The sequence below is a fragment of the Methanosarcina spelaei genome (assembly GCF_002287235.1).
Taxonomy (GTDB): domain Archaea; phylum Halobacteriota; class Methanosarcinia; order Methanosarcinales; family Methanosarcinaceae; genus Methanosarcina; species Methanosarcina spelaei.
Genome location: NZ_LMVP01000024.1, coordinates 23502 through 49749, shown reverse-complemented (window position 1 = coordinate 49749; position 26248 = coordinate 23502). Strand labels below are relative to the sequence as shown.

The 26248-nt window shown below is 41.2% G+C and carries 22 protein-coding genes, 1 other RNA gene and 1 pseudogene; 16 read left to right on the top strand and 8 right to left on the bottom strand.

Going from position 1 to position 26248, the window contains the following annotated elements:
• Positions 1–270 (bottom strand): annotated as a pseudogene (locus ASJ81_RS02365) (IS110 family transposase); the annotation flags it as partial.
• 658 nt (positions 271–928) lie between these two features.
• Between ASJ81_RS02365 and oadA the strand changes: the two are divergent.
• The 4 genes from oadA to ASJ81_RS02345 all read left to right on the top strand — a co-directional run bounded on the left by oadA (position 929) and on the right by ASJ81_RS02345 (position 5881).
• The gene (gene oadA, locus ASJ81_RS02360; protein WP_095643080.1) at positions 929–2650 is read left to right on the top strand and encodes a sodium-extruding oxaloacetate decarboxylase subunit alpha; all 1722 of its coding nucleotides are present in this window, start codon (positions 929–931) and stop codon (positions 2648–2650) included.
• Positions 2651–2671: 21 nt separating this feature from the next.
• Positions 2672–4153, top strand: coding sequence for an acetyl-CoA carboxylase biotin carboxylase subunit (locus ASJ81_RS02355; RefSeq protein ID WP_095643073.1), 1482 nt, complete (start codon positions 2672–2674; stop codon positions 4151–4153).
• A gap of 110 nt (positions 4154–4263) precedes the next feature.
• Positions 4264–5241, top strand: coding sequence for a biotin--[acetyl-CoA-carboxylase] ligase (locus tag ASJ81_RS02350; protein ID WP_095643072.1), 978 nt, complete (start codon positions 4264–4266; stop codon positions 5239–5241).
• A complete protein-coding gene (locus ASJ81_RS02345) occupies positions 5225–5881 on the top strand; it encodes an S-layer protein domain-containing protein (protein WP_095643071.1) in 657 nt (218 codons plus the stop codon). The genes ASJ81_RS02350 and ASJ81_RS02345 overlap by 17 nt, the downstream gene beginning before the upstream one ends.
• Before the next feature lie 291 nt (positions 5882–6172).
• Here the strand turns inward: ASJ81_RS02345 and ASJ81_RS02340 are convergent, their stop codons facing one another.
• From ASJ81_RS02340 to ASJ81_RS02315, 6 genes are all read right to left on the bottom strand, one after another.
• On the bottom strand, positions 6173–7132 hold the full coding sequence (locus tag ASJ81_RS02340) for a coiled-coil protein (protein ID WP_095643070.1): 960 nt from the start codon (positions 7130–7132) through the stop codon (positions 6173–6175).
• Positions 7133–7163: 31 nt separating this feature from the next.
• Positions 7164–7787, bottom strand: coding sequence for a hypothetical protein (locus ASJ81_RS02335; protein ID WP_095643069.1), 624 nt, complete (start codon positions 7785–7787; stop codon positions 7164–7166).
• A gap of 124 nt (positions 7788–7911) precedes the next feature.
• Complete coding sequence (locus ASJ81_RS02330) at positions 7912–8202, bottom strand: DUF424 domain-containing protein (RefSeq protein WP_095643068.1); 291 nt, start codon at positions 8200–8202, stop codon at positions 7912–7914.
• A 282-nt stretch (positions 8203–8484) separates the two neighbouring features.
• On the bottom strand, positions 8485–10587 hold the full coding sequence (locus ASJ81_RS02325) for a minichromosome maintenance protein MCM (RefSeq protein ID WP_095643067.1): 2103 nt from the start codon (positions 10585–10587) through the stop codon (positions 8485–8487).
• Between the two features lie 120 nt (positions 10588–10707).
• Complete coding sequence (locus ASJ81_RS02320; protein ID WP_245859719.1) at positions 10708–11466, bottom strand: RNA methyltransferase; 759 nt, start codon at positions 11464–11466, stop codon at positions 10708–10710.
• A 60-nt stretch (positions 11467–11526) separates the two neighbouring features.
• Positions 11527–11667 carry a hypothetical protein gene (locus ASJ81_RS02315; protein WP_170943155.1) on the bottom strand — a complete coding sequence of 47 codons (141 nt, stop codon included), beginning with the start codon at positions 11665–11667 and terminating at the stop codon, positions 11527–11529.
• A gap of 554 nt (positions 11668–12221) precedes the next feature.
• Here ASJ81_RS02315 and ASJ81_RS02310 point away from each other — a divergent pair.
• The 9 genes from ASJ81_RS02310 (at position 12222) to ASJ81_RS02270 (ending at position 22286) form a co-directional block, all read left to right on the top strand.
• Complete coding sequence (locus ASJ81_RS02310; RefSeq protein WP_095643066.1) at positions 12222–12605, top strand: ferritin-like domain-containing protein; 384 nt, start codon at positions 12222–12224, stop codon at positions 12603–12605.
• A 737-nt stretch (positions 12606–13342) separates the two neighbouring features.
• Positions 13343–14020: an NAD(P)/FAD-dependent oxidoreductase gene (locus ASJ81_RS02305; protein WP_095643065.1), complete on the top strand. Its 678-nt coding sequence runs from the start codon at positions 13343–13345 to the stop codon at positions 14018–14020.
• Between the two features lie 831 nt (positions 14021–14851).
• Positions 14852–15631, top strand: coding sequence for a dihydromethanophenazine:CoB--CoM heterodisulfide reductase subunit HdrE (gene hdrE, locus ASJ81_RS02300; protein WP_095643064.1), 780 nt, complete (start codon positions 14852–14854; stop codon positions 15629–15631).
• A gap of 4 nt (positions 15632–15635) precedes the next feature.
• Entirely contained in the window at positions 15636–16865 is a 1230-nt protein-coding gene (gene hdrD, locus ASJ81_RS02295; protein WP_095643063.1) for a dihydromethanophenazine:CoB--CoM heterodisulfide reductase subunit HdrD, read from the top strand.
• 107 nt (positions 16866–16972) lie between these two features.
• A complete protein-coding gene (locus tag ASJ81_RS02290; RefSeq protein WP_095643078.1) occupies positions 16973–17608 on the top strand; it encodes a DUF116 domain-containing protein in 636 nt (211 codons plus the stop codon).
• A complete protein-coding gene (locus tag ASJ81_RS02285) occupies positions 17601–18230 on the top strand; it encodes a DUF116 domain-containing protein (protein WP_095643062.1) in 630 nt (209 codons plus the stop codon). The genes ASJ81_RS02290 and ASJ81_RS02285 overlap by 8 nt, the downstream gene beginning before the upstream one ends.
• 478 nt (positions 18231–18708) lie before the next feature.
• Positions 18709–19833, top strand: a complete 1125-nt coding sequence (locus ASJ81_RS02280; protein ID WP_095643061.1) for a geranylgeranyl reductase family protein — start codon at positions 18709–18711, stop codon at positions 19831–19833.
• 18 nt (positions 19834–19851) lie between these two features.
• On the top strand, positions 19852–20976 hold the full coding sequence (locus ASJ81_RS02275) for a geranylgeranyl reductase family protein (protein WP_095643060.1): 1125 nt from the start codon (positions 19852–19854) through the stop codon (positions 20974–20976).
• Between the two features lie 134 nt (positions 20977–21110).
• Entirely contained in the window at positions 21111–22286 is a 1176-nt protein-coding gene (locus tag ASJ81_RS02270; RefSeq protein WP_095643059.1) for a geranylgeranyl reductase family protein, read from the top strand.
• 267 nt (positions 22287–22553) lie between these two features.
• On the opposite strand, the gene rnpB is transcribed toward ASJ81_RS02270, so the two are convergent.
• Positions 22554–22911: RNase P RNA component (gene rnpB, locus ASJ81_RS02265), an RNA gene on the bottom strand.
• A gap of 427 nt (positions 22912–23338) precedes the next feature.
• Here rnpB and ASJ81_RS02260 point away from each other — a divergent pair.
• From ASJ81_RS02260 to ASJ81_RS02250, 3 genes are read left to right on the top strand one after another with little or no spacing between them, the layout of a single operon-like run.
• Positions 23339–24478 carry a methanogenesis marker 9 domain-containing protein gene (locus tag ASJ81_RS02260; protein WP_095643058.1) on the top strand — a complete coding sequence of 380 codons (1140 nt, stop codon included), beginning with the start codon at positions 23339–23341 and terminating at the stop codon, positions 24476–24478.
• Positions 24465–25511 carry a triphosphoribosyl-dephospho-CoA synthase gene (locus tag ASJ81_RS02255; RefSeq protein WP_095643057.1) on the top strand — a complete coding sequence of 349 codons (1047 nt, stop codon included), beginning with the start codon at positions 24465–24467 and terminating at the stop codon, positions 25509–25511. Before ASJ81_RS02260 ends, ASJ81_RS02255 begins: the two co-directional genes overlap by 14 nt.
• A complete protein-coding gene (locus ASJ81_RS02250; protein WP_394339129.1) occupies positions 25511–26152 on the top strand; it encodes a DUF447 domain-containing protein in 642 nt (213 codons plus the stop codon). The genes ASJ81_RS02255 and ASJ81_RS02250 overlap by 1 nt, the downstream gene beginning before the upstream one ends.
• Positions 26153–26248 lie beyond the last annotated feature (96 nt).

Sequence of the window (26248 nt, the reverse complement as noted above, 5' to 3'; positions counted from 1 at the left end):
GGTAAATACCTTCATATCTCGAGCATTTCCAACTATTACAGGTAGATGCTTTATCAAAGAATCATAAATAGGAACCCAGAAATCACTTGTTGACTCACATGCAACAACATTACATTTTTCGGATATTACCCAATTTTTAAGGGCTAAAATTCCTTCGTCATCTCTGTTGAAACGTTGCTGTTGTTTTTCGCCAGATCTACTGAGAATTGTAGCAATGAAAAAGATTTTGTGAATGTCTAGACCACAAGCTTTGTTTATGACTTCAATCATATAACATCACCCAATTTATTTGGGCAGTCGAATTGCCTAAAAGGCCAATTTAGCATCCGTGATCAAAGTCACATTTGAGCCTTCGATGGCAATTCACTGATTAGTTTTCTGACGGTTTTGAGAAACCAAAATAAGGACAACCTTACTGCCCAAGGTAATAAGGGCTTAATAGTCAAAAAAGAGGGCGTAGAGTACTTTCATTGATTTGTGCATGTTATTCGAAGAATTTCATGTACGTTTTCTAACTTATAACTTTTAAATAAAGTTTAAATTGTATCTGGGGCCTGGAACTTTTTAAAAACTACCCTTCTAATGTTAACAGGCGAAAAGTATATACTTGTTAACAATTGTATATTAAAGAATTCTCATCAATGAAGATATATTGAGTACTTCATTTACGTCTGTAATATTGGTTTCCTCCGATTGCGGTTCCGGAATATCAGTCAAATATAACCGAAAACCCCCTCTTTCCGGTAAAAGCATAGAAAACCGTATTAAAACTGCAATCTGAGGACTTATGTACTTTACTCAAACGGATCAAAATCTTAACCCTGATAATTCCGGAATATCAAATGAAACCCTCCGGAATGACTGTTCAAAGTTTGCTATCAGGAATAGTAAACCCGGTTATTTTGATTCGATTTTAAGAGGTTCATCCATGAGTGTAAAAATTACCGAAACCATCCTCCGAGATGCACATCAATCTCTCCTGGCAACCAGAATGAGGACAAGAGATATGCTCGAAGTGGTTGAACAACTGGACCAGATAGGGTATTTCTCCCTTGAAATGTGGGGAGGTGCCACCTTTGACAGCTGTATCCGCTACCTTAACGAAGATCCCTGGCAGCGCCTGAAGGATATCAAGAAAGAAATGAAAGACACCTACGCTCAGATGTTGCTTAGGGGCCAGAACCTTGTAGGGTACAGGCACTATTCGGATGACGTGGTCGAGAAATTCGTTACTAAATCCTACCAGAATGGAATTGACATTTTCCGGATTTTTGATGCTGTCAATGATATCCGGAACATGGAATTCTCTATCAAAGTGGCAAAAGGTCTTGGTGCGCACGTACAGGGTACGGTCTGCTACACCATAAGTCCGGTACATACCGTTGAGAAATATGTTGAACTTGCAAAACAGCTTGAAGAATTGGAGTGCGATTCCATCTGTATCAAAGATATGGCAGGCCTTCTTTCCCCAAATGGTGCCGCACATATAATAAGTGCCATGAAAAAAGAAATCTCAATTCCGATTTCTCTGCACTGCCACTGCACTTCTGGAATGGCTCCAATGAGCTATATGGCAGCCTGTAAGGCAGGAGTCGATATTCTGGACACTGCACTTTCTCCCTTTGCCTGGGGAACTTCTCAGCCTCCAACCGAAACAGTAGTAGCTGCTCTCAAAGATACTCCTTATGATACCGGGCTGGATCTGAATGCTTTTGAAGAAGCCGTTAAATATTTCAAATCATTAAAAGAGAAATACCGGGGCATACTCGATCCTATTTCCGAACAGATCGATACTAATGTGCTCATTTACCAGATCCCGGGCGGAATGCTCTCTAACCTTGTATCTCAACTAAAAGAACAGAACGCTCTTGACAAATATGATGCGGTACTTGCTGAAATGCCCAGGGTTAGAAAGGAGCTTGGATATCCGCCTCTTGTCACTCCTACAAGCCAGATCGTGGGCACTCAATCAGTTCTTAACGTGCTCATGGGCGAACGCTACAAAGTTATTCCTAAAGAAGTGAAGGATTACGTTCGCGGCCTTTACGGGCGCCCTCCTGCTCCAATAAGCCCGGAAATAATAGGCAAGGTGATCGGGGACGAAGAGCCTATTCACTGCCGTCCTGCCGATCTCCTTAAACCTGAATATGAGAAAAGGAAGAAGGAAGCCGAAGAAATGGGTATTGCTAAATCTGAAGAAGATATACTTACCTATATTCTGTATCCGGCTATCGCTCCCAAGTTCCTGAGGGGAGAAATGGAAGAAGAAGCTCTAGCAGTAGTTGCATCTGCACCTGCAGTCCAGCAGGAACACAAAGTTCCAACTCATTTCAAGGTAGAAGTGGATGACGAAATCTATGAGGTCAGGATTGAACCTCTCGGTGGGGAAGTATCCATATCTGAAGCTTCTCCCAAAAAGCCGAGTGTCGAGTCCGTTAAAGGAGCTGTGAGCGTTTCAATGCAGGGCATGGTTCTCTCTCTTAAGGTCAAGGTCGAAGATACTGTTGCAGAAGGCGACACAATTGCTGTTATCGAAGCTATGAAAATGGAAAACACTGTTCATGCTGCCCATTCAGGCGTTGTAAGAGAGATTTTTGTTTCCGAAGGGGACACTGTATCTCCTGGCGACATAATCATGTCAATCGAATAATATAGTGAGGTGGAAGGCATTATGTTCAAAAAAGTACTCATTGCAAACCGCGGTGAGATTGCAATCAGGGTTATGCGTGCCTGCCGCGAACTTGGAATTTCCACGGTTGCGGTCTGTTCGGAAGCTGATAAAAATGCCCTTTTTGCCAAGTATGCAGATGAGGCCTACCTGATAGGCCCGGCCCCTTCCAGCCAGAGCTATCTGAACATGGAGGCTATTCTTGCAGTTGCAAAAAACACAGGAGCTGAAGCAATTCATCCGGGTTATGGCTTCCTCTCCGAAAATCCTGTCTTTGCAAAACGTTGTGAGGAAGAAGGAATTGTTTTCATAGGTCCTCCAAGCCATGTGATTGCCGAGATGGGAAGCAAGATCAGAGCCAGAAACCTTATGATGAAGGCTGGCGTTCCTGTTGTGCCCGGGACGAAAGATGCGGTTGAGGATCCTGTTGAGGCTGTAAAAATTGCAGAAGAGATCGGCTATCCTGTTTTGATTAAAGCCTCGGCAGGCGGCGGCGGAATTGGGATGAAAGTAGTTGATTCCAGCGATGAACTTGCTGCTGCACTCAGCTCTACCAGGCAAATGGCTGGCTCAGCGTTTGGTGATTCCTCAGTTTTCATTGAAAAGTATGTAGAGGAACCCAGGCACATAGAGATTCAGATTCTGGCAGACGGATATGGAAACACAATTTACCTCTCAGATAGGGAATGCTCCATTCAAAGAAGGCATCAGAAACTTATTGAAGAAGCGCCTTCCCCTATCATGACTCCTGAACTGAGGGCCCAGATGGGAGAAGCCGCGGTCAGGGTAGCAAAGACAATTGGTTATGTAAATGCAGGGACAGTGGAGTTTCTTTATTCAAAGGGCAACTTCTATTTCCTTGAAGTCAATACTCGCTTGCAGGTCGAACACGGAATAACTGAGATGGTTACAGGTGTTGATATTGTAAGAGAGCAACTCAGGATAGCCTGGGGAGAAAAGCTTGAATTTAATCAGGAAGATATCGTTATCAATGGACATTCTATTGAGTGCAGGATCAACGCAGAAGATCCGTTAAATGATTTTGCTCCTTCCCCCGGAAAAATCCGTGGATACCGGTCAGCAGGTGGGCCTGGAGTTCGAGTGGACAGTGGAGTACATACAGGTTACACCATTTCACCTTACTACGATTCAATGATTTCGAAACTTTGTGTCTGGGCAAAGACAAGAGATGTAGCGATTGCCAGGATGGAAAGGGCTCTTTACGAGTATGTGGTCGTTGGAGTAAAAACTAATATCCCCTTCCATAAAGCGGTTATGCGCAACCCTGCTTTCCGTAGAGGCGACCTTACAACGGCTTTTATTGAAGACCATAATATTCTGGAAGCCGTTGAAGAGGTTGTCAAAGCAGATGCTGAAAAAGGAGCTACTCTGGCTTCGGCTCTTCAAGCAAAAGACAAAAAAGTTGCGGCCATTACAGCTGCCGTGCACGCCTATGTGAGCATGGCACAGAATACACAGAGGTGACATGTGTCCTCCTGGGAAACAGGGACAGGATTCAGGTCAGTTTAATATGAAACGACTTAAACTAAAAAAATATATACGGTGTAACGCATACATCTGTATGGGGTACGAGGATGGGAGATAAAAGATCTCGAATTATCAAGGCACTTAAAGATGCACAGGAAAGTCCTGTTTCCGGAGAGGAATTGGGGCTTAAGTTAGGGATCTCGAGGACAATGGTCTGGAAATATATCAAGTCCCTTCAGGCTGATGGTTATGAGATAGAATCATCTCCGAAAAGAGGATATGTCCTGAAATCCGTACCTCAACTTCTGTACCCGGAAGAAATCCAGATGGGGCTTAAAACAACTCTTCTAGGAAAAAAAATCCACTATTTCGAAGAGGTAACTTCTACAAACAGTATTGCAAAAGAAATCGCGGCATCGGAAGAAGAAGGCGCGCTTGTAATTGCTGAAGTGCAGAAAGGAGGCAGAGGTCGGATGGGCAGAGAATGGGTCTCACCTCATGGCGGGATCTGGATATCTGTGATATTGAAACCCGGAATTCCTCTAAGGCATGCCTCAAGGCTAACTCTGGTTGCAGGGCTTGCAGTTGCAAACGTTATTCGCAATATGGGCCTTGATTCACGTATTAAATGGCCAAATGATGTCCGTATTAACGGGAAGAAAGTTTGTGGAATTCTTACCGAAGCAAAGGCCGAAGTGGATAGGGTAGATTATGTTGTGCTGGGAATAGGAATTAATGTAAACATGGATTTGAAAGATATCCCTGAATCTTTCCGTGCAGGCTCTACAACTTTGAAAGCCGAGCTTGGAACGCATATAAAAAGGGTTTCGTTCCTGCAAGATTTCCTTTTTGAGCTTGAGCAACAGTATATACTCTTTAAGACCCAGCCTTTCTCACACATTCTCAATGACTGGCTTGCTCTCTCCGACACCATAGGAAGAGAGGTAAAGGTCACGACGCCCTCACGAATTATAGAAGGCAAAGCCGTAGGAGTAACCCCGGACGGAGCTCTCGTAATAAGAAAAGCCGACGATACCAAAGAAGAAATCATTGCAGGCAGATGCATTTATGCGCGTTCCAGATGAAAAGAGAAGAAAGGAAATTAAGAGGATAAACCTTGTTTCCATATTTTCTTTTTTCCTTCTTATTTCCTTATGCTTCTCAGTCTTTTACTCGATAACACCTGTTTTAGCTGCTGCTGATAACGAAAAAAAATTTTCCATTATTCCTGCCGATAAATCCAGTCTTTCCATTATTGCTATCAATGGAGAGGAAATATATATCAGGTCAGGATATTCCCATAATTTTTTACAGGATTATCAACTTTACGTAAAAGGCGCGGACACCGAAGGCAAAAGAGTCTGGATTGAACTTAGTAGAAACGGAGTTCCCCTTCAGGATGATATCGTTACTGAAGGATCTCAGTTTGTATATTCTCAGAACTCTACCAAAATTCTTAACCTTACCGTAGATACGATATATGAAGGAGCGGATGGGGTACTTGTGAAATTTTCACCTGTGTACCAGTATATTGATCCCAGGCTTCCTGTACCTCAAACACCAACCGAATCTATTGACAACTCTTCGAATAATAATACCTCCTCTTCCGCCGACCCAGAACTGGAAACTCAAGCTGAAGGTTTTGATATGCCTCTCTTCCTCCTTGGGATGGGAGCCATGATTCTGGTAACAGGTTTCTTTGCAGGAAAAGTAAAGAGAAAATAAATTTTTTAGTGACTTTATGGGAAGACTTTATGGAAAAATTGATTTAGGAAAAATTGATTTAGGAAAAATCGATTTATGAAATAACAAAGGATTTTAATCAAGTAATGAAATAAAATTATTTAAATAGAGTAAATGGAAAGCCATTTTTTGTAGATACAAATAAAAATATTAAATAGAGTAAATAGAATGTCATTTTTTGTAGATATAAAGGAAAATTATTTAAATGGAGTAAACCGGGGATATTTTTAATGAAACTGATTTTTGTCTCCGGCCTCTGAATTTCACGAATTTTTAATCATTGGAGAATTTAACGTCCCCTTTCTCGATAAGGAGCTTAAGATCTTCAAGGCTCATACGAGCGTTTTTCTGAAGTTTTTCACGGGCATCGTTATGTTTCTGGCTTACTTTGTGCTCTTCTTTGGTAAGTTGCAGATCTTTTAACCTTTCTAAATATAAAGAGAGTGCCTTCCGGTTATTAGCAATACTGGTCTTAAGCGGGTCAATTTTTTCTTTAATCGTATTTATATTTGTGATTTTATCCGTAAGCTGGGCATGATATGTATTTGCTTCTTTGCGGATCTCATCCGCCAATTTGAAACTTTCTAGCATTTCCAGGTGGCAAGCCTGAGATTGGTCTGAAAGAGTCTGGATTTTTTCATGGAGTTCGTCTCCTCTCTTATGTATTCCTTTTGACTCTTTATAACTTTCCTGGATTTGCGCATGCAGTTCATTTGCCTTATTTGCAGCTTGCAGGCGTTTACTTATGTCAGTCAGTTTCTGGAATATTTTGATTTCCACTGCAAGAGGCAGTTCTTTATTAAGAAAAGCGTCAAGTTCGGCTTCATAAGCCTTTGTGAGAGATTCCACACTTCCATGGGAACATTTATTGTATTCGTCCCGCTGTTCCTTGAGTCCAGCAATTCCTGAAAACAGTTCTTGCGTCTTTAAGTTCACATTACTTCTTTTTCCTTTGTACTCACCGATTTCTTTGTTAATCTCGTCCCGCTTGTCTCTTAGTTCCTGTGCTTTTGCAACCTTTTCCTTAACCTGTTGGTTCAGAGAGTCTCTCTTTTCTTTCAGCTCGTCGATATCGGTCCTGTTAATCTTCAGTTCCCTAAAAATCGATGCCAACTGCCTTTCGCTTTTCTCTATCCTGCTCCTGAGCTCGTTTACCTTGCCCTTCAGCTCCCGTTCGTTAAGGTTTGAAAGGTCGGCCGTTGCAATTTCTGTGCTTGAAACGTCGTTGGTCATGTACTATCACCCGTATATTTTCGAAAAAGGGTTATACTTTTAATTTTTCCCAGTAGCTCAGTGCCTCTTCATGGTTTTTTATTCTGGTGCCAAGCCACTTATGCTGGGATTTGCTTTTAGAAATCTCTTCACTTTTGCTGCTGTCATCCTCTACAAGCTGTTTTTCAGAATTTTTTATTTCTTTTAATTCAACATTAGAGTTCCTGGCTTCCTCCATTCTGGCATTCGCTTGCAAGAGAACAGTTTCTCCAAGTCCAGCTGCCAGAATAGTTTCACGCAGGTTTTGCATAAATAAATCTTTAAGTTTCTGTTCCTCGTCAGGTTCGATCTGCCCTTTGAGTTTTTTAAGCTCTTCCCTGAGTCTGCTTGCAGTAATCGGGTCCAGTTTTGGGAAGATTTCTTTTTCAAGGAGTGCTTCGGTCTGATGGTAGAATAGCTGGCGTTTTTCCTTGAGGATTTCCTTTCTCTCTTCCATCCGGGTTCTGAAATTCTTTGCATTTTTTATATTTTCTTCGACCTGGTTTAAACTGCTGTCCAGTTCTCTAAACTCCTTTTTATTTTCTTCCAGAAACCGTCTATGTTTTTCCACAACTGCGGAGATCAGTTCCTCTTCTGTCAGCACTCTGATTCCGGCTTCGTCAATGTTCTCAGTCACTGTATCACAATCTGTATTTTATTTTATACATATGTTGTTCTGTTCCGGTATATAATCAGCCCTGAAAGCCAGTGGTTTGGCTTTCGCTGACTTATAATTTCTCAAGGATTAATAAGCAATTGGATTAAACCCTGAAGATCTGGGCATGAGGTACGCCGTCAATTATTATTACGGAGTCCGGATCTATTAACTCGCATTTTATAGCAAGATTGATTGTTTTTTCTCCAAAGAGATTTGCAGTCGTAGCTCCCTCAAGAGCTTTTTTGAATTCTTCTTCGGAAACGTATTTCCCTTCATAAAAGGCCCTGCTGATCTCCACTACGGTCTTGCCGCATTTCAGGGTCTTACCGAGCACTTCCTTATCGCAGGCTGCAACAAGCACATGCTCCCCATTTTTATATATCTTTATATACATATTCTCCCTTTTAAATAGTATTGCCTTTTAGTATTTACAGCTTAACCGTTCTCACATAATCGCTATGTATGTGTTGTGCAGGCTTTTTTACTTTCCAGGATCTGGAAAAAAGATCCTGGAACTTTCAGCGTTTTGCTTCGTTTCGTTTAAACAAACCTTAAACTTAAGCAAATCTTAGATTTAAACAAACCTTAAACTTAAGCAAATCTTAGATTTAAACAAACCTTAAACTTAAGCAAATCTTAGATTTAAACAAACCTTAAACTTAAACAAACCTTAAACTTAAACAAGTCTTATATGATTTTGATCCGGAGAAAGCAGGTCTCCCCTTTGTTTCATTTTCTTAATGTTCTCTTCAGCATGAACTCTATCAATCCCGTGTTCGCTTTCAGCTATTGCATAAACCTCTTCGAGAGGGGCTTTAGCTCCCGGATGTTTTTCACTTACCTTTTTAATTATATCTCTGAGGGTTTTTATCTTGTTTCTCTGGCTCATACTTGTGCCAGATGCAAGTATATCCGCATCAAGGGCTCCGGTCTCAGGGTCAACACCTACATTTTTCAGGCAGTTCATAGTAATTCGGATAGTTCTTTTTGCGTCTTCAAGTGTGACTGTATTGCTAAGGCGGACTCTTGCGCTTGCTTCCGAGAGGCGAACAAGTGCTTCAAGCTGCCTGGCAGTTACGGGTACAGGAGTGTTTTTGCTCTCTCCGGTTTTTCTGAGATCCGTATAGAATTTTATAAGATGAGCCCTTGCATCTTCCTCCATTACAGGAAACACGTTTTTCCGGGCATATGCAACGTATTTTCTCATTATTTCAGGCTGTATGACGGGTTCAATTACCTCCATTTCGGCTTTGACAAAATCTTCCTTTATACGGGACCCAGGAAGTTTTTCACGCTGCTCAAAGAGTTCTCCTGCATAATGAGACTGTATAATATGGTTCGCAATTTTTGTGTCCAGGTTATGGTCAGGAGTATCGAGCAAAACAAAGATAAGGTCAAAACGTGAAAGCAGTGCAGGCGGCATACTTATCTGCTCTGCAAGGCCTTCATACCGGTCAAAACGCCCGTATTTCGGATTTGCAGCTCCCAAAAGAGCACATCTGGATTTAAGCGTAGCAATAATTCCCGCTTTGGCAATACTTATCGTCTGCTGTTCCATTGCCTCGTGTAGGGCGCTTTTATCCTCGGTTTTCATTTTGTCCATTTCGTCAACAGCAGCAATTCCCATATCAGCCATGACAAGGGCACCGCCTTCGATTGTCCATCTTCCGTCGTTAAGGTCGTCTTTTACGGCTGCTGCAGTCAAACCGCTTGCTGACGCACTCCGCCCTGAAGTAAACACGCCTCTGGGAGAGAGTTTGACCACATAACGCAGGAGCTGGGATTTTGCAATTCCAGGGTCTCCTACAAGCATAATATGTATATCGCCCCTTATTCTGGAACCGTCAGGAAGGTTTTTCACAACTCCAGAAAACAGTTGAAGGGCGAGTGCCTCTTTTATGTCCTCGTATCCGTAGATCGAAGGTGCAACAGAGCTAACAATTTTACCATAGATTTCAGGATCACGGGAAAGTTCAAGGATATCTTCTTCATCTTCAGAAGTTATTTCGAGTTCGTCATAGTCCTTATCCAGGTGCTCTATGGAATTTGCTTCTAACACAAGGTCATAAAAGGTAGATTTTCCATCTTTGAGAGTACGCTGTCTGGATTTAAGGACTCCGTTAATTATAACCCTGTCTCCTGGTGTGACATCTCCTGTCAGGTCGTCTTCCGAGTCAACCTCAAGACTCTGGGGCTGGGAACCTCCTTTCAGGTTTTCGGGTGACTCCTGGATTTGCAGTTTCTGTGCATCTATAAAGGTAGAGTCCTCTATCCTTACCTTAAAGGGTCCTTTCTTTCCGCAGTTCTCGCCTTCGCAACCTGCAAATGGCTCCTCGAACTTGAAGCTGTTTTGGTCCACAAAAGTAAGATATCCGCACCTGAGGCATTCAAAAGCTGCTTTGGTAATTCTCGGTCTAACCTCAGTTGCTTTCCTTATCATACCCTCGATTGCAATAAAGCGTGAGAGGTGCTTGCTCCTTAACTCCCTTATAGATATTCGGTTTGGAGTTTTTATTACCCTTACATGAGCCTCTTCCAGGTTTTTTTCTACAGGAAGGTCAATTTCTATCAGGGCAGCTTCAGCCGCCTTTATAAGTTCTTCTGGGTGGTCAAGAAATTCTTTTGAAAGCTCTCTATCAAATTTTTCAATATCCGTAAAATCCACGCTAAGGCTTCGCTGATCCGGATACTCATTTGCAAGCTGGAGGATTTCATTCCAGTAATAGTCTTTAAAAAACCTCTTTAGCTTTTCATCCCACTTGCTTTCTGTTTCAGTCATATCATTCTCTATCTGGCTTTAGGCAAAACTTTCATTTGTCGTTACGGTTTTTGTCTGAAAAAGGATTTAAAAAAAGTAATAATAGGTATCACAAATTCTGATGTAAAAACAGGTTTATTCTCATATGAACTTTTCTATACTTGCCGAAGCTTCTGTTTCCTGGCCCTCAGGCTCGTTTAATGCATATCCCATTTTTCGCTCGGTTTTTCTGATTATACCCCTCAAAGTCTGAACTTCCCTGGGAGTTAACCCTGCCCTTCCAAAAATTCTCCGCAGCATCAGAAAAGTTTTATCTTTTTTATGAGGAGGATAATCGATTTCCTCCAGCAGCTCCTCCAGATGTTCGTATAAAAGCTGGAGGTCAAGTCCGTCGGCAAGGGGACTGTTTCCTCCTTCCAGGTCCGAGAGTTCGTAAAGCACCACTGCAACAGCGTGTGAGAGATTCATAATCGGATATATCTCAGAAGCTGGGATTGTAAAAAGCATATCAAAACTTTTGAGCTCATCGTTCCGGAAACCGGTATCTTCTCGTCCGAAAAGGATTGCAATTGTTCCGCTGTAATCTTTCAGTCTCTCTTTTAGTTCTCTGGAGGTATAAAGCGGAAGACGAATATGTTCCCCGGTTTTCAGGCTTGCCACCCCTGTAGTTCCTATCATCAGGTTTGCGCCTTTTACAGCCTCTTCAATCGTTGAGGCAATTCTTGCTCCTTCAAGGATATCTCTTGCATGCGATGACATGGCTCTTGCTTCTCCTTCTAGTTTACAGGGATTTACAAGCACCAGGTCAGTATATCCAAAGTTTTTCATTGCTCGTGCAACAGATCCGACATTTCCCTGATACATGGGCTCTACAAGTACTATACGAATCTTAAGTGACAAATTTCTCAATCCTTTTTTAAAATCAGTTTTCAAGGGTGATTGTTTCTTCCATGCAGACAGTTACATACATTCTGCAACCCAGGTAATAAGATGGTCCTTTAAAACGCAGACGTTGCTTCTATCTTTTTTGCTATTGGATAAAACCTGGATCTTTTGGGCAGGCAGCTTTTCATTTACAACAGCCTGTACATTTCTTCTCATCAATATATATTTTCATGCAGATTATTTTTAGTGTGTTCTGGCTTCATTGTGGTGTGCAATGGTTTTATTATGCTTCATTCTTATTATGCTTCGTTCTTATTGTGCTTCGTTCTTATTGTGCTTCATTCTTATTATGCTTCGTTCTTATTATGCTTCGTTCTTATTGTGCTTCGTTCTTATTATACTTCGGTCTTTTTGTGGTTTATTTCGGTTTTATTGTCATTTCTTTTTCCCATTTCAGTCCTTCCTGTTTTAGCTTTTGCTTTTTGTTTTTCTTCCTTGTAGTTTCTTCATTGTTCTAGTTCAGAAATCTTATTCCTCCTCACGTTACTCCCAGATATGTTAGTCTTAAGTCGCTGGCGAGATAGAAAGATGAGATTAAAATGAGATAGAAAGACGGATAGAAAGACGAGATAGAAAGACGAGATAGAAAAATGAGATCGAAATAAGATCAAGTTCTGGTATTGACATCAACTGTGGCTAAAACTTAAATTCAAAGACTACTCTATGTTTAAACTATAAAATTGGTTATTTTAAAAAGAAATGGTGATTTAATGACTCTTGAAGAAATCTTAAAAAACACATTTAAAGGAGAAACTACTGAAGTTGGCTGGTATCTTGCAATGTCAAAGATCGCTGAGCGAGAAGGATTTCCGGATGTTGCGGTTTATCTTCGTCAGGTCGCCATGGATGAAGCCTGGCACGCCACCGAGGTAGCTGAAATCCTGGGACTTGTTAAAGAAACAACTCTTGAAAATCTGGAAATGATGTTTGAAGGAGAGCGTAAAGCCGAAATTGAGAAAGCTGAAGCTGCAGAATTAGCCAGAAAGGAAGGTAATACAAAAGCTGCTCTTTTCTTTGAGAAGGCATCTCTGGATGAAGCCAGGCATAAAGCAGGGCTTAACGGATTTCTGGAAAGGATGAGAAAACAGCAATAAGAAAGGATCCTTTGATCCTTTTTCCGTTTTAAGTTACTAAACTGGCGTTTTTGATTGCTAACTATTTTTTATCGCTACTTACTATGCTTATCGAATTAAACTGGTTAATTCACTAAAGATTTAAAATTTTATTACAGCCTGCAATTTTTTAAAAATTCATGGGACTATATTAAACTCAGGTATTACGCCAAATGTAATTTCCAGTTATGTAGTTAATACCTGATTTATAATGTTATGACAGCCTGTAGAATATACCTGATTTATAATGTTATGACAGTTCTGTAGAAACATAAAAAGCTGAATTCTCTCAGGCATGCGATTTTATATTATTTCGAGAAATATAGTTTGGGTCTGAAAACTCTTCCTGGATTCTGGATGTATTTTAATCAGGAAAAGTGGTTGAATATCAGATTCTTCACCTTCTGCATTGGGGTCTAATTTCAGGGGAAGCCGAACTAGAACTAGGGGGAACTAAACCAGAACTTGCTGTGTCTGCTAACTGATTCAGTAATTTATCAGCTTTAATCTATGAACTTAGCTTTTGCTTCCTATTTTCAATACCAGTAGGTTAAGTTATTGTATTAAAATCTAAGACGGGCAGTAGTAAAATTGTAAAAAAGACCTCAAATCAAGTAAATTTTGAAAAATAACTATTAAATCGAGAAAATTCAAATTAAAGATTAAACTAAACAATCTGGAAGTAAATATGAGTCAACTAAGTTAGAGGAGTGTATAGTATGGTAAGTCGTGAGTATGTGAAAGGGGATCTTCCCGAAAAAGCTGCAATTCTACAAAGAGATGGTGAAACGTATGCGATTGCTCCCCATATTCCTGGAGGAATCGTATATCCGGAAACTCTTAGAAAAATAGCTGACATTGCAGAAAAGTATGGGGCTGCTGCCCTTAAAATTACCTCGGCCCAGAGGATTGCAATTGTAGGGTTAAAAGAAGAAGATCTGGATGCAGCTTGGGGAGAGCTGAACCTACAACCCGGAGCTGCTATAGGACTTTGTGTCCGCAGCGTTAAGATTTGTCCCGGAACTACGTTTTGCAAGAGAGGTAAACAGGACTCAGTCGGGCTTGGATTAAAACTTGATGAAAAGTACCATGGGATGCAGCTTCCTTCCAAATTTAAAATGGGGGTTTCCGGCTGCCAGAATTCATGTTCCGAACCTATGATAAAGGATATAGGGCTAATAGGTACGGCAAAAGGCTTTACTTTGTCCGTAGGGGGAAGCGCAGGCCCACGTCCGAGACTAGGTAGCATAGTGGCAAAAGATCTCACCGAAGAGCAGGCACTGGATCTTGTTGAAAGGATAATCAATTTCTACAAAAAATATCCGAGGCCAAGAAGAATCGGAGAAGTTATAGAAGAGATCGGGCTTGAGAAATTCAAAGAAGAAGTAGGATTGTAAAAAACTCTCTTAATTTTCAAAGGTTAATTTTCAAAGGCGTTTTTATTTTGGCCTGTTTTTATTTTGGCCTATATTTGTCGATCAACCGTTGCGCCGGTTGATCACGCCTATAGGGTTTGGGGATAAGGTTTAAAACTCAAACGTCAGTACGGTTCTCGATCAACCGTTGCGCCGGTTGATCACGCCGTCACGATGTTTTAGATTTAGCATTGATTTTCGGTCAAGCCTTTTTTGAAAAGGGTAGTGATCACACCGTCACGATGTTTTAGATTTAGCATTGATTTTCGGTCAAGCCTTTTTTGAAAAGGGTAGTGATCACACCGTCACGATGTTTTAGATTTAGCAGTTGTTTTCGCTCAAGCTTTTTTAAAAGGCTTGCAGGCAAGCAGTTTTTTAGAAGGATTGTTAGAAAAATCTCGTTTGAAAATTGTATTTTACTTTTTCTTTTCCTGCACTTTTACTTTTTACTTTTTTTGTTACTTAATTTCTTATTTTACCGTCCGTAAGAATTTTATGAGATCTTAATATCTTCATTATATTATAATTTTACTATTATTATTTATACTTACACTTTTTTCTTTCTCGTTTGATTGCTTTCACTCAACTCATTTTTGCAACCCAGTGGGCTTTTTAATATGTCGTTTAATAAAGATAATGTTTAAATATAATAGATACAAACACTAACAGACTATACTAACCTTATGTAGACAGTCGCTGCGGCTATCATTCTGTCTTTACTATCATTGATGTCCTGTAACGTGACAATTGTAAAAGAAGTATTGTTCCCAGTTTTTGATCCATACATAGGAGGAATAAATTATTAGTGAGGAAATGCTTTATTTTTCTGGGCTCTCGGATGCACTAAGGTTGACGTTTGTCCAGATTATGATATTCAGCGCAATAGCTATTTTAATTTTCTTATATGGTCTGATAGGTAACTTCCAGAAATGGGGGGCAGGAGTCACAGGCTATGGTCTTGAACCTCAGGAAGGAAAAAAAGGAAGTGCAATCACATTCTTAAAAACCTGGTGGAATCAGGTAACAGCAGAATCTCACCATCATGGAAAGCCTATTCTGGAGGTTCTTATACTTGATATCATCTTCCAGAGGAGAATTCTCAAGAGAAGTCCTTTCCGCTGGTTTATGCACATATTTATTTTTGGGGGCTGGATGACCCTCTTTGCTCTGTCAGGAATGATGTTTGCAGTTGAAATGACCGAAAAAATCGGAATTGAACTCCCATTCACCCCCGCAGAATTTAGAGATTTTCTCTCAATTCCGAACTATATCTTCGGGTATATCCTGCTTATCGGAATTCTTATAGCATTAGTAAGAAGACTGTTTGTCTCTGAAGTCAGGGAAGCTTCCATTATGTATGATTGGGTCTTGATCGGAGTAGTTTTCTTAGTTACTATTTCCGGTTTCATCGCCGATGGAATCCGAACAAGCTTTATATGGAGCTTTGGGCTTGACCCCTCAGCAGCACCACCGGCCGCTCTCTTCCATTCCATAATTTCCCTGCTCTTCTGTATTGCATTTATACCATACAGTAAATATATTCATGTAATCGCCATACCGCTTGCACTTCTTGCAAACAAAGGAGGCGAATAAAAATATGGCAAAACGTACCCCTTCAATCGATACGAAGAATCTTACTGCAGTCCAGCTCATGGAGCTTGATTCCTGCGTTCGCTGCGGTGAGTGTGTAAAATGGTGCCCGACTTATGCTGCTTCCGGCGGGAAACCAGGCTTGGCTCCAAGAGATAAGATCCTGCGCTGGAGACAGTACATGAACAAGTCCTATGGACTTAAAGCAAAACTCTTTGGTCCAGAGGAAATTCCTCAGTCAGAGCTTGAAGAATTCAAAGATGATGTCCACGGCTGTACTACATGCGGTGTCTGTGCAACAGTCTGTGAAGCAGGTATTAACACTGTGGAACTCTGGGAAGCTATGAGGACAAACCTTGTAAAGAAGGGTATAGGCCCTTATGGGAAGCAGAGCGCGTTCCCAAAACTTGTTGGGCAGTACCATAACCCTTACATGAAGGACCAGAAAGACAGACTTGCCTGGGTTCCCCCAGACGTGAAAATAGAAGATAAAGCAGACATTGTCTATTTCACTGGCTGTACTGCAGGGTACAATCAGCTCGCTCTGGCCTTTGCAACATCACGTGTGCTCAACAAGCTGGGCATTAAATTTGCCATGCTTGGTGAAGAGGAATGGTGCTGCGGCTCAGCTCTTATCAGGACAGGTCAGGTGCATGTCGATGATGTGGCCCGTGAACTTGCAAGACATAACGTCGAGGCACTCAAGAAAAAAGGTGCTAAAAAGGTTCTGTTTGCATGTGCAGGCTGTTTCCGTGCTGCAAAGATCGACTGGCCCAGGCTTCTTGGTGAAGAACTGCCTTTTGAGGTTATTCATATTACACAATTCCTTGCAGACCTGATAAAAGAGGACAAAATCAAATGGGAGAAGCCGATCAACAAGACGGTTACCTATCACGACCCCTGTCACCTTGGCCGTCATGTTGGTGTCTTTAATGCTCCCAGGTTTGTCCTTTCCCATATTCCTGGCATTAAGTTCGTTGAAATGGACAGGTCAAAGGAATTCCAGCGTTGCTGTGGAGCTGGCGGTGGTGTAAAAGCAGGAATACCTGACCTTGCCGTAGCAATGGGAGAAGCCAGAGTTAAGGACGCCCTTGAAACCAATGCAGATATCCTATCGAGTGCATGCCCCTTCTGTAAGAGGAACCTCTCGGATGGTCGGGATGCCCTCAAATCTGATATTGTTGTAGAAGACGTCATCGAGCTGGTTGCAGAGGCTCTGGGTCTTAGCACTACATAAGTGTGAAAATGAAGGCTGGATTTCCAGCTTTCTTATTTTTTTTTTCTTTCTCTCTTTTTATTGTTATATGGCAAAACTTAAATATCGATAGTTACTTCCCCTTGAACATGTATATTCCTTACGAATTTCTAGGAAAAATATTCACATATCTGGTTCTTTTTGCTCTTGCAGGAACAGGGATCGCTCTGCTCTTAGGGGCGTATTCTTTTAAAAAACGCAGGATAATCTTTCCGGGGTTCGTGCTGTTTACACTTTATCTTTTCTATTCTCCTTCAAAATTATTATGCAGATTTTTTAGAATCAGGGAAAATCTTGTAGATGATATTCTTATAGATTTAAGAAATGCCTTAATGTTGGATCGTTTTGTTCACACAAAAAAAAACAGGGTTGTGTTCCTTCCTCAGTGTATGAGACACCCGGAATGCAGGGCAAGGTGTGACCCTATTCATGGTTATGAATGCAAACGTTGTGGGAAATGTGATATTTCAAAGATATATGAGGCTGCAGATAAGTACAATTTCAAGGTTTTTATAATTCCTGGAAGTAGCTTTGTCAAAAAAATCTTCAAAGAATACAGGCCTCAATCTTGCCTGGGTGTTGCCTGTTACAATGAGCTTGCAGAAGATATGCAGGAAGTATCTTTTATCCCTGTTCAGGGCGTTCTTCTCCTTCGGGATGGTTGTTTCAATACCAAAGCTGATGTAGAAGAAATTATCCGAAAAATGGAGATATGTGATGTATAGTTTTATAGGAAAAGCTCTGCTTTTTACCATAACTTTTTCAATTTTAATCTCGATGTTTGCTCTCATAGTGAGTCGAATTAGCCTGAAAAGGAATGTATGGCTTGCAGGTTTCTTTTCAAATGTACTTGACTTTTTTTATTTGCCCTTAAAATACTTTTTCTGTAAATTATCAGATCCACGAATCCTGGATAAGTGGATAGTATCTTTGAAGAACATAGCTAATGCCTCAGATTTCTCAAAAACCAAAAATCGCATAATTATTGTTCCGCATTGTGTGCGTGCGTTAGATTGCCCTGCGTCGTCAACAGTCTTAGGAATTCAATGCCGGGACTGCGGGAAGTGCATTGTATCTCAATTAAGAAAAGATGCCAAAAAATATGGATACGACTTATATATAACTACCGGTTCTTCAGCTATTGCTAATATCCTTAAACATAAACCTGCAGATGGTATACTTGGAATAGCATGTGATTACGAAATAAACAAAGGAATGTGCGCTTTAAATGGGAAAAAAGTTGTGACTTATGGTGTCCCTCTGTTGAACGATGGTTGTTATAATACGAAAGTGGACTATGAGAAAGTAATTGAAATGCTCGAATATTTCGACAAGAAGAAGATATAACTAAAAGCTTCTCTATCGTTATACAAGACTGTAACCTTTTCAATTATTGGGACTTACTTACTTCTTTTTTATGGGATTTACTTACTTCTTTTTAGTATTGGGATTTACGCATTTCTTTTTTATTATTGGGACTTACTTACTTCTTTTTATTATTGGGACTTACATACTGATGTATAAAATCAACTTCAATGGCCATAATTGTTCAATACTTGGTATAAGTGATGTAAGGATGAGTTTTCGATCAGAAGTACAGCTTCATTAGTTTACCTTACCTTGAATAATGGTTTTCTTTTTACATTTTTTTATATATAATGAACTTGTCTACCAGGACCTAAGCATCTAACATGGCATGACCAGTCTTCTTTATTTAAAGATATTCCGAAAATGTTATCAATAAAAACATTGATTTTTCAAAAACAATGCAGACAATCATTTATAATCGTTTAGTCTGTTTATTTTTCCTTAACTTGGGATGCCTATGTATGACGTAATTATTGTCGGTGGTGGCCCTTCCGGTACTTCGGCCGGAAGAAGGGCAGGAAGACTTGGAATAAAGACACTGCTGCTTGAGAAAGAAAATTTTCCCAGATATAAGCCCTGCGGAGGTGGACTTTCGGAGCATGCGATGTCTTATCTCGATTTCGAACTTCCTCAAGATATTATTGAATGGGAAGTTACAGGGGCAAAGGTTATTTTCAAAGATCAGTCAGTCAACGTACACAAGGATCGTCGAGTATCTACGCTCGTATCCAGAAGCGAATTTGACAACTTCCTTCTTGAAAAAGCAAAAGAAACAGGGATTGAAATTCATACCGGAGAAAAAGTTCTATGCTGCAGGGAAATGTCCGACTTTGTTAAAGTGGATACTAGTCAGGGGACATACCAGGCAAAGTTTGCAATAATTGCAGAAGGTGCCCAGGGATTTGTCAAGACCTGTGTGCGGTCCGTGGATAATAAAGAGGAATATGGAATCTGCCTTGTTACTGAAGTTCCTGCAGACGAAAGAGAAATTGAAAAACGCCTGGGAAAAACCGTTGAACTGCATTTTGGGGTCGCAGGTGGTGGATATGGCTGGATTTTCCCTCATAAGACCTATTATTCCGTTGGAATAGGCGGAGTTGTCAAAGACTTCCCTCATCCTAAAGAGTCAATGCTTAACTTTCTCAAGGAAAATAGCTTTTTCGGAGAGTATAGACTTCACGGTCACAAGATTCCCTGGGGAGGAATTAAAAGAAAAGTGATGGGTTCAAGGATTCTCCTAAGTGGAGATGCTGCCGGATTTGTAGACGCTTTTTCAGGTGAGGGACTTGCCTATGCGATTCGTTCAGGGCAGATTGCGGCTGAGGTAATTGCAGGAATTTGTCTGCAAGGCAAAAACCCTGCAGACCTGAACGAATATAAGGCTCTTTGTCAGGCAGAGTTTGGAACTCATCTTAAGTATTCCCTTATTTTTTCCAGATTAATCCATAGTTTCCCGGAAAGGTCTTTCAAATTGCTTACAGGTAATAGAGAAATATTAGACAAATATCTTGAGGTTATGGATTTCAAGATTGATTATAAGGATTACTTGCGCTGGGCTCTTTTGAACTTCAAACTCAGGTAATCTCGAAGGTGGTTGGACATGTATGATCTAATAATAATTGGAGGAGGGCCTTCCGGAGCATCGGCTGGAAGAAGAGCAGGAAAGCTTGGCTTAAACACATTACTGCTTGAGAAAGACAAGTTTCCCAGATACAAACCCTGTGGAGGAGGACTTTCAACACATGCTATTTCTTATCTTGACTTCGAGCTTCCTCAGGATATTATAGAGTGGGAAGTCACGGGCATAAGGGGTGTTTTCAAAAATCAAATGACTGAGGTACACAAGGATCATAATATCTCTTTGCTGTTATCTCGAGCTGTTTTTGATGACTTCTTGCTCAAAAAGGCGGAAGAAACCGGAATTGAAATTCATACCGGAGAAATGGTTCTGAGCTGTACGGAAAAACCCGAATTTGTGGAAGTAATTACAAAAGAACAAACTTATCAGGCAAAATTTGCTATTGTTGCCGAAGGGGCACATGGACTCCTTAAAACCTGTGTTAGGCCTGCAGATACCAGGGAAGAGTACGGGATATCCGTAGTTACTGAAATTCCTGCTGAAGAAAGAGAAATTGAAGAGCGCCTGGGAAAAAGCGTTGAACTGCAGTTAGGGGTTGCAAGTGGCGGATACGGCTGGATTTTCCCTCATAAAACTTATTATTCCGTCGGAGTCTTTGGAATTGTCAAAGATTTTCCTCATTCTAAGGCTACAATGATTAAATTCCTGAAGAATAATGATTTTACCGGGGATTACAAATTGTCCGGGCATAAAATCCCTCTAGGTGGTATTAAAAGAAGAATTGCCGGTTCCAGAGTTCTTCTCGTTGGAGATGCTGCCGGATTTGTAGACGCTTTTTCGGGTGAAGGGTTAGCCTATGCCATTGGCTCAGGTCAATTTGCTGCCAACGTGCTTGCTGAGATTTGTCAGCAGAGAGGAAAGCTAAAAGACCTTCATAAGTATGAATCTATTTGTAAGGCAGAGTTCGGGACTCATCTTAAATATTCCCTTATTTTTTCCAGATTAATCCATAGTTTCCCGGAGAGGTCCTTTAAAATGTTTATAGACAATAGAGAGATTCTGGATAAGTATCTTGAGGTTGTGGATTTCACAATTGATTATAAAGATTATCTTCGTTGGTCCCTCTTTAATTTCAAGCTCAGGTAAGCTAACTGGATAATTTTTTTTAGATTTTGTGCTATTTCCCCTATCTTTTTATCGCTCCAGCCTTAATATATTTTAAGGATGGATTATTCCTGTCTATATACAATTGCACTTATTCCGTAAGCGGGTGTCTTAACATGTACGATCTGATCATAGTAGGAGGAGGACCTTCAGGAGCATCGGCAGGAAGGACAGCTGGGAAAAGGGGACTTTTAACCCTTTTAATCGAGAAAGAAAATTTTCCAAGGTATAAACCCTGTGGAGGAGCTCTTTCTTCCTATGGTTTATCTTGCCTGGACTTCAAATTGCCTGAGTCCATAATCGAGAGAAATATTCCAAAGGTAAGGGCTTATTTCAGGGACCGGTTTGTAGAAGAAATGAACGAAGATAACTTAGCCATACTGGTTTCCAGAAAAGTCTTTGATAACTTTTTGCTTGAAAAAGCCAGAAAAACCGGAATTGAAGTTCATACCGGAGAAGAGGTTCTTGACTTAACTGAAAAAGAAGATTGCGTTGAAGTCAGAACTACGGATAATACTTATCTGGGGAGGTTCGTTCTTATTTCCGAAGGTTCAGGTGGGACCCTTAAATACAAAGTAAGGCCGAGAGATAAAAAAACAGAACATAGGCTGGGACTGGTATCGGAAATTCCTGATGACGATGAAGTAATAAGGAACCGGTTTCCAGGCACCATAGATATTCATTTCGGAGTTGCACAGGGAGGGTATGGCTGGATCTTTCCCCATGCTGGATATTATTCTGCAGGAATTGTAGGGACAGCTCAACATCTTGAGCACCCAAAAAAAGTACTGATGGATTTTCTGAAGGAAAACGGGTTATCAGGAGAATTTCCGGTTCATTCCCATATTATCCCCAAAGGCGGGATTAAGAGAAAAATCCTCAATTCAAGGCTGCTTCTTAGCGGTGATGCTGCCGGATTTGTAGATGCTTTCACAGGAGAAGGCATTTCATATGCAATTCGATCAGGGCAGCTTGCTGCGGAGAGCGTTGCTGACCTTGTAATGTACAGCCTGAAATTAAGCAGCCTTAAAGCCTACGAGTCCGGTTGCAGGCAGGAATTCGGAAATTATCTTGCCAGTTCTCTTAAGCTGGAGAAAATAATGTATCGTTTTCCTGAGACCTCTTTTAAACTGGCTGTTAACAACAGGGAGATTCTGGATAAGTACCTTGATGAGGTGGTAACCAACAGGAATTATAAAGACTATGTCCGCTGGTTACTATTGAATTTCTGCCTGGCTGAACCTGTCTCCAGAATAAAATCTCTTACACTGGAAGGAAACGATAAGGACTGACTTAGAAATAAAAGAAAAAATAGAGGCAAGTAAAGGAAAAAGAAGTAACAGGGAATCAAACACAGGAAAACGAAATAACGGAGATGCAAATAAAGGAAAAAGAAATAACAGGAATCAAATACGGGAAAACGAAATAACGGAGACGAAAATAAAGAAACGGGAATAACGAAAAAATGAATAAGTAAATGACAATCATAAACAAAGAATAAAGAAATCGAGATAAGAAATAACAGGTAGAAAAAGGAAAAAAGAAAAGTAAGTTTATGCGAGTGAGGCACGTAAGCTCCCTTCTGTTCCTGCAAAGATTTTCTGCCACTCATCAGTGGAGAAAATGGTCCTAAGGACTCTTGCAGTGACGGCATTCGGCTATGCGTTTCCAAAAACAACCGGGAGATTCCGGAATTATCTTTTTCCCGATTTCCAACTTGCACCCACGAGGATTCGCCGTTTCATCCATTTGTCCTGAGACCTCAGCTTCCGCATCATCGCATTTTCAGGAGATGGTTCTCGTTTCTGTGCCAGGGCCCGGGCTCTCGCCCGACATCCTTTACAGATGTTCGTGTATCCGGAGCGGTGGGGAGACTTTCCTCAGACCAGAAGGCCCGTCAGCCGTCCAGCCTCTCTCGCATATTACCTTCTGTGACCACCATATATTTTTCTAATTATATATGTTTTTGGGGTGCCTTACTGCAAGAGATTGAGAAGAGTTTTGAGATTAAGAAGCGTTTTGAGTTAAGAAGAGTTTTGAGATTGAAATGGGTTTTACTATGAAGAAAAGTTTTTCTACTGGAACGGTATAATACTTTTATTAATATTACCATATTTTATTTCCCTCTCCGGGCAATTAAAGATATGCCCTTTCCTTATAGTTTATATAAATTTTATGTGTTTAAGTTGCGTCCAAATATTAATATATATGCATTATAATTCATAAGTTATGGATGGACTTTTTCCATCTTCAAGGCTTGTCCGAAAAAAGCTTATTGATACTTTATCTCGGGCAGTGACTATAATTTGTGTCGGTTTGCAGTCTTATTTTCAAGAGGTTAAACATGAGTGATTGTCTGTTCGATTTGCATATTGGATATGTCCGTTTTAAAAACCCTATTGCATTGGCGCCTATGGCAGGAATTGTCGATAGTGCTTTTGCCAACCAGTATGCAAGCAATGCCGGGCTGGTAGTTCTTGGAGCCTTCAATCTGGATAAGGCTTCAATAGCTGTTGCTTCAGCCCTCGTAGCCCGGGGTAGAAAAGAGTTTATTTCCGATGAATCTATGGAGCTTATAAAAAAGGAAATAAGGGCAGTAACATCCGGAAGTGCCGTAGCTGTAAATGTCAGGAGTACTACACTTGACCCCCTTATTGAAGCTGCAAAAATTGTCAAAGAAGAAGGAGCAATCCTTGAGTTAAACGCTCACTGCAGGCAGCCCGAAATGCTCGAAGCCGGGCTGGGGGAAGCTCTTCTCCATGATCTTCCAAGGCTTTCGGCGTGGATCAGAGCGATAAAGGAAACCGGAGTTGTGCTTTCAGTAAAAGTAAGGGCAAATGTGGTTGATGATATCGAACTTGCAAGGCTTATCGATAAGGCAGGTGCGGATATTATACATGTTGATGCCGGAACTGAAGGCTTCGGTACCGATCTTGATGCAATCCTTAGTTACAGGGACGCTACAAGGCTCTTTCTTATCGGAAATAATTCGGTCAAAGACTTTGAGACCGCAAAAGAGATGTTTACCCGAGGAGCCGATATGGTCTCTGCTGCCAGAGGAGTCCTTGAAAATTCCGGGCTTATACAGGAACTGGTAGAAAACGCTACTTCTTACCAGCAGTCAATAGGCTGGTATAATGCTCCCAAGCACATTTGCAGCGATGGGGACTTCAGGGGGCTAGCTTTCTGCTGCCTGCCTGTAAAACCCTGTCCTGTACATGAAAAGTTCCGAAAACTGGGATATACGGCAGAAGAGTTCGCCAGGACAAAACTTGACTTTGCGAAAGGTACAATGCTGGAGTATGGAGAAGATACATGCTTCGGAAGTCTTGTCTGGTGTTGTAAAATCACCAAGCCCTGCTGGATCAGAGATGGAGTGTTAAACACAATTGAGCTCTCTGATGCAGAATACATGAAGCTTAAAAAGCAACTTGCAAATCACGTACTGGACCATGCCAGAGTTCCGGTAAATGAATCCCATTGATACTGGTTTTATCTGCCCGGTTCCTGAACTGGCAGAAAACCCACAGATTTCAAGTCTTATTGCTCGTTGTGCCCAGCTTGCTATGCTACTTGAGGTCTCGGCCTCTCCAAAGCCAGGAAACGTCGATAGGGAGCATAACTATCCTGATACCTACTTTGAGCATTTTATATCGTCTTCAGTAAGCGTTTACCCTGTCATTGAGCTGGCTGCAAGATGCAGAAACGGGATAGGTGCACTTATCAGAAGTGCAGTTTGCGAGAGTTCTGCCTGGCAGAAAGGAGGAAACACACATTTCGGCGCCTTTCTACTACTTATTCCTCTTTCAATGGCTGCAGGGGAACTCTTCAATTCACGCGGAAAAACCCAGTATAAACTCTTACCTGACGAATTCGAAGCCCTTGCTGTGCATGCACACGCTTTTGTTCAGGCAACGGACTGTGAGGATGCTGTCGAATTCTACAGGGCTTTCGAAGTGGCAGGGGTGAGGGTTAACAGTGTGGATGAATTCAACCTTGGAGACCCAGAGTCAACATCTGAGTTAAGGGCTAAAGAAGTCACCCTTTATGAGCTTATGGATATTGCCAGAGGGTATGACCTGATTGCAAATGAATGGGTAACAGGCTTCAGACGCTGCCTTGAGGGGGCAAATTGTATAATTGAGTTCATGCAGGCTCAAAGTCCTGGAGCTGAGAATTCGGTTTCGAACTGCTCAGGCACAGGTATTAACGAAGCTATTGTGTATACTTTCTTGAGATTGCTGTCCCGCCACAGGGATACTTTCATCGAGACCAAATTCGATAAAGATACTGCAGATTACGTTTCGGCAAGGGCGGGTGAGATTCTTTCTGCCTGGGAGGGGGCTTCAGGTAATATTGAATCTTCTGATAATATCACTAGAGACTTTGAAGATCTGCTTCCTGCTGTACAGGAATTTGACTCCGAACTTCTTAAGAAAAGAATAAACCCGGGTTCAACAGCCGATATCATCATAGCCAGTCTTTTCATTGCTCTTCTGGGGGGATTGCGCTTTTGATCGAATTCCTTCCGAAATGCCGAAAAAACGGGAATGAATTCGATTTCTCCAAGGACGATCTGTCTTCATTTGGGATCAGGGAAGGCATTTCCGAAACGATTATTAGCACCGGTCTGGAATCCCCCAATGCTGCCCCTATCGGAATAATCGTAAAAAACGAAAGGATTTTTGTCCGGCTTTTCAAAGGTACCCATACCTGGGAAAATGTCTATAAAGAAAAGTATCTTGCCGCAAATGTAGTGTATGATCCCCTGCTTTTCGTGCGTTCAACTTTTTTCGATCTTGAACCCTCTGAATTTGACTATGTGCCTGTTCACGGACTCAGTCTTCCGATATTGAAATTAGCTTCCGCCTGGGTCGTTTTCGAATGTGTTGATCTTAAGAACACAGATCACGCTCTTGTGGCCGACCTTATTCCTGTAAAAGCAGGTTTCAACGAAGCTAACTGGAAAAGCCTGCCTGTACCCAACAGGGGATTCAACGCAGTGCTTGAGGCGACTGTCCATGCAACTCGCTACCAGCTTACAGGAGAAGAAAAATATCTCGAGCTGATACGCCACTATGAATCACTGGCTTCCAAATGCGGGGGAGAAAATGAGAAAAAGGCTATGAAGTTGCTTTATGAGGTTCTGGGGCTGTGAATTTTGTTTAGTTGTGATTGTTTAGTTGTGATTGTTTAGTTGTGATGTTTAGTTGTGGAGGACTTCGATAAACCCAGCTTTTTGGCTAGTTGCTTA

Excerpts from the sequence above, each read along its gene's own strand:
- ASJ81_RS02305 (WP_095643065.1), top strand. The coding sequence starts at position 13,343 with ATGGTAAGTCGTGAGTATGTGAAAGGGGATCTTCCCGAAAAAGCTGCA.
- ASJ81_RS02315 (WP_170943155.1), bottom strand. The coding sequence starts at position 11,667 with ATGAGAAGAAATGTACAGGCTGTTGTAAATGAAAAGCTGCCTGCCCAA.
- hdrE (WP_095643064.1), top strand. The coding sequence starts at position 14,852 with ATGCTTTATTTTTCTGGGCTCTCGGATGCACTAAGGTTGACGTTTGTC.
- ASJ81_RS02275 (WP_095643060.1), top strand. The coding sequence starts at position 19,852 with ATGTATGATCTAATAATAATTGGAGGAGGGCCTTCCGGAGCATCGGCT.
- ASJ81_RS02285 (WP_095643062.1), top strand. The coding sequence starts at position 17,601 with ATGTATAGTTTTATAGGAAAAGCTCTGCTTTTTACCATAACTTTTTCA.
- ASJ81_RS02355 (WP_095643073.1), top strand. The coding sequence starts at position 2,672 with ATGTTCAAAAAAGTACTCATTGCAAACCGCGGTGAGATTGCAATCAGG.
- ASJ81_RS02270 (WP_095643059.1), top strand. The coding sequence starts at position 21,111 with ATGTACGATCTGATCATAGTAGGAGGAGGACCTTCAGGAGCATCGGCA.
- ASJ81_RS02330 (WP_095643068.1), bottom strand. The coding sequence starts at position 8,202 with ATGTATATAAAGATATATAAAAATGGGGAGCATGTGCTTGTTGCAGCC.
- ASJ81_RS02345 (WP_095643071.1), top strand. The coding sequence starts at position 5,225 with ATGCGCGTTCCAGATGAAAAGAGAAGAAAGGAAATTAAGAGGATAAAC.
- ASJ81_RS02340 (WP_095643070.1), bottom strand. The coding sequence starts at position 7,132 with ATGACCAACGACGTTTCAAGCACAGAAATTGCAACGGCCGACCTTTCA.
- oadA (WP_095643080.1), top strand. The coding sequence starts at position 929 with ATGAGTGTAAAAATTACCGAAACCATCCTCCGAGATGCACATCAATCT.
- hdrD (WP_095643063.1), top strand. The coding sequence starts at position 15,636 with ATGGCAAAACGTACCCCTTCAATCGATACGAAGAATCTTACTGCAGTC.
- ASJ81_RS02310 (WP_095643066.1), top strand. The coding sequence starts at position 12,222 with ATGACTCTTGAAGAAATCTTAAAAAACACATTTAAAGGAGAAACTACT.
- ASJ81_RS02290 (WP_095643078.1), top strand. The coding sequence starts at position 16,973 with ATGTATATTCCTTACGAATTTCTAGGAAAAATATTCACATATCTGGTT.
- ASJ81_RS02350 (WP_095643072.1), top strand. The coding sequence starts at position 4,264 with ATGGGAGATAAAAGATCTCGAATTATCAAGGCACTTAAAGATGCACAG.
- ASJ81_RS02280 (WP_095643061.1), top strand. The coding sequence starts at position 18,709 with ATGTATGACGTAATTATTGTCGGTGGTGGCCCTTCCGGTACTTCGGCC.
- ASJ81_RS02255 (WP_095643057.1), top strand. The coding sequence starts at position 24,465 with ATGAATCCCATTGATACTGGTTTTATCTGCCCGGTTCCTGAACTGGCA.
- ASJ81_RS02260 (WP_095643058.1), top strand. The coding sequence starts at position 23,339 with ATGAGTGATTGTCTGTTCGATTTGCATATTGGATATGTCCGTTTTAAA.
- ASJ81_RS02325 (WP_095643067.1), bottom strand. The coding sequence starts at position 10,587 with ATGACTGAAACAGAAAGCAAGTGGGATGAAAAGCTAAAGAGGTTTTTT.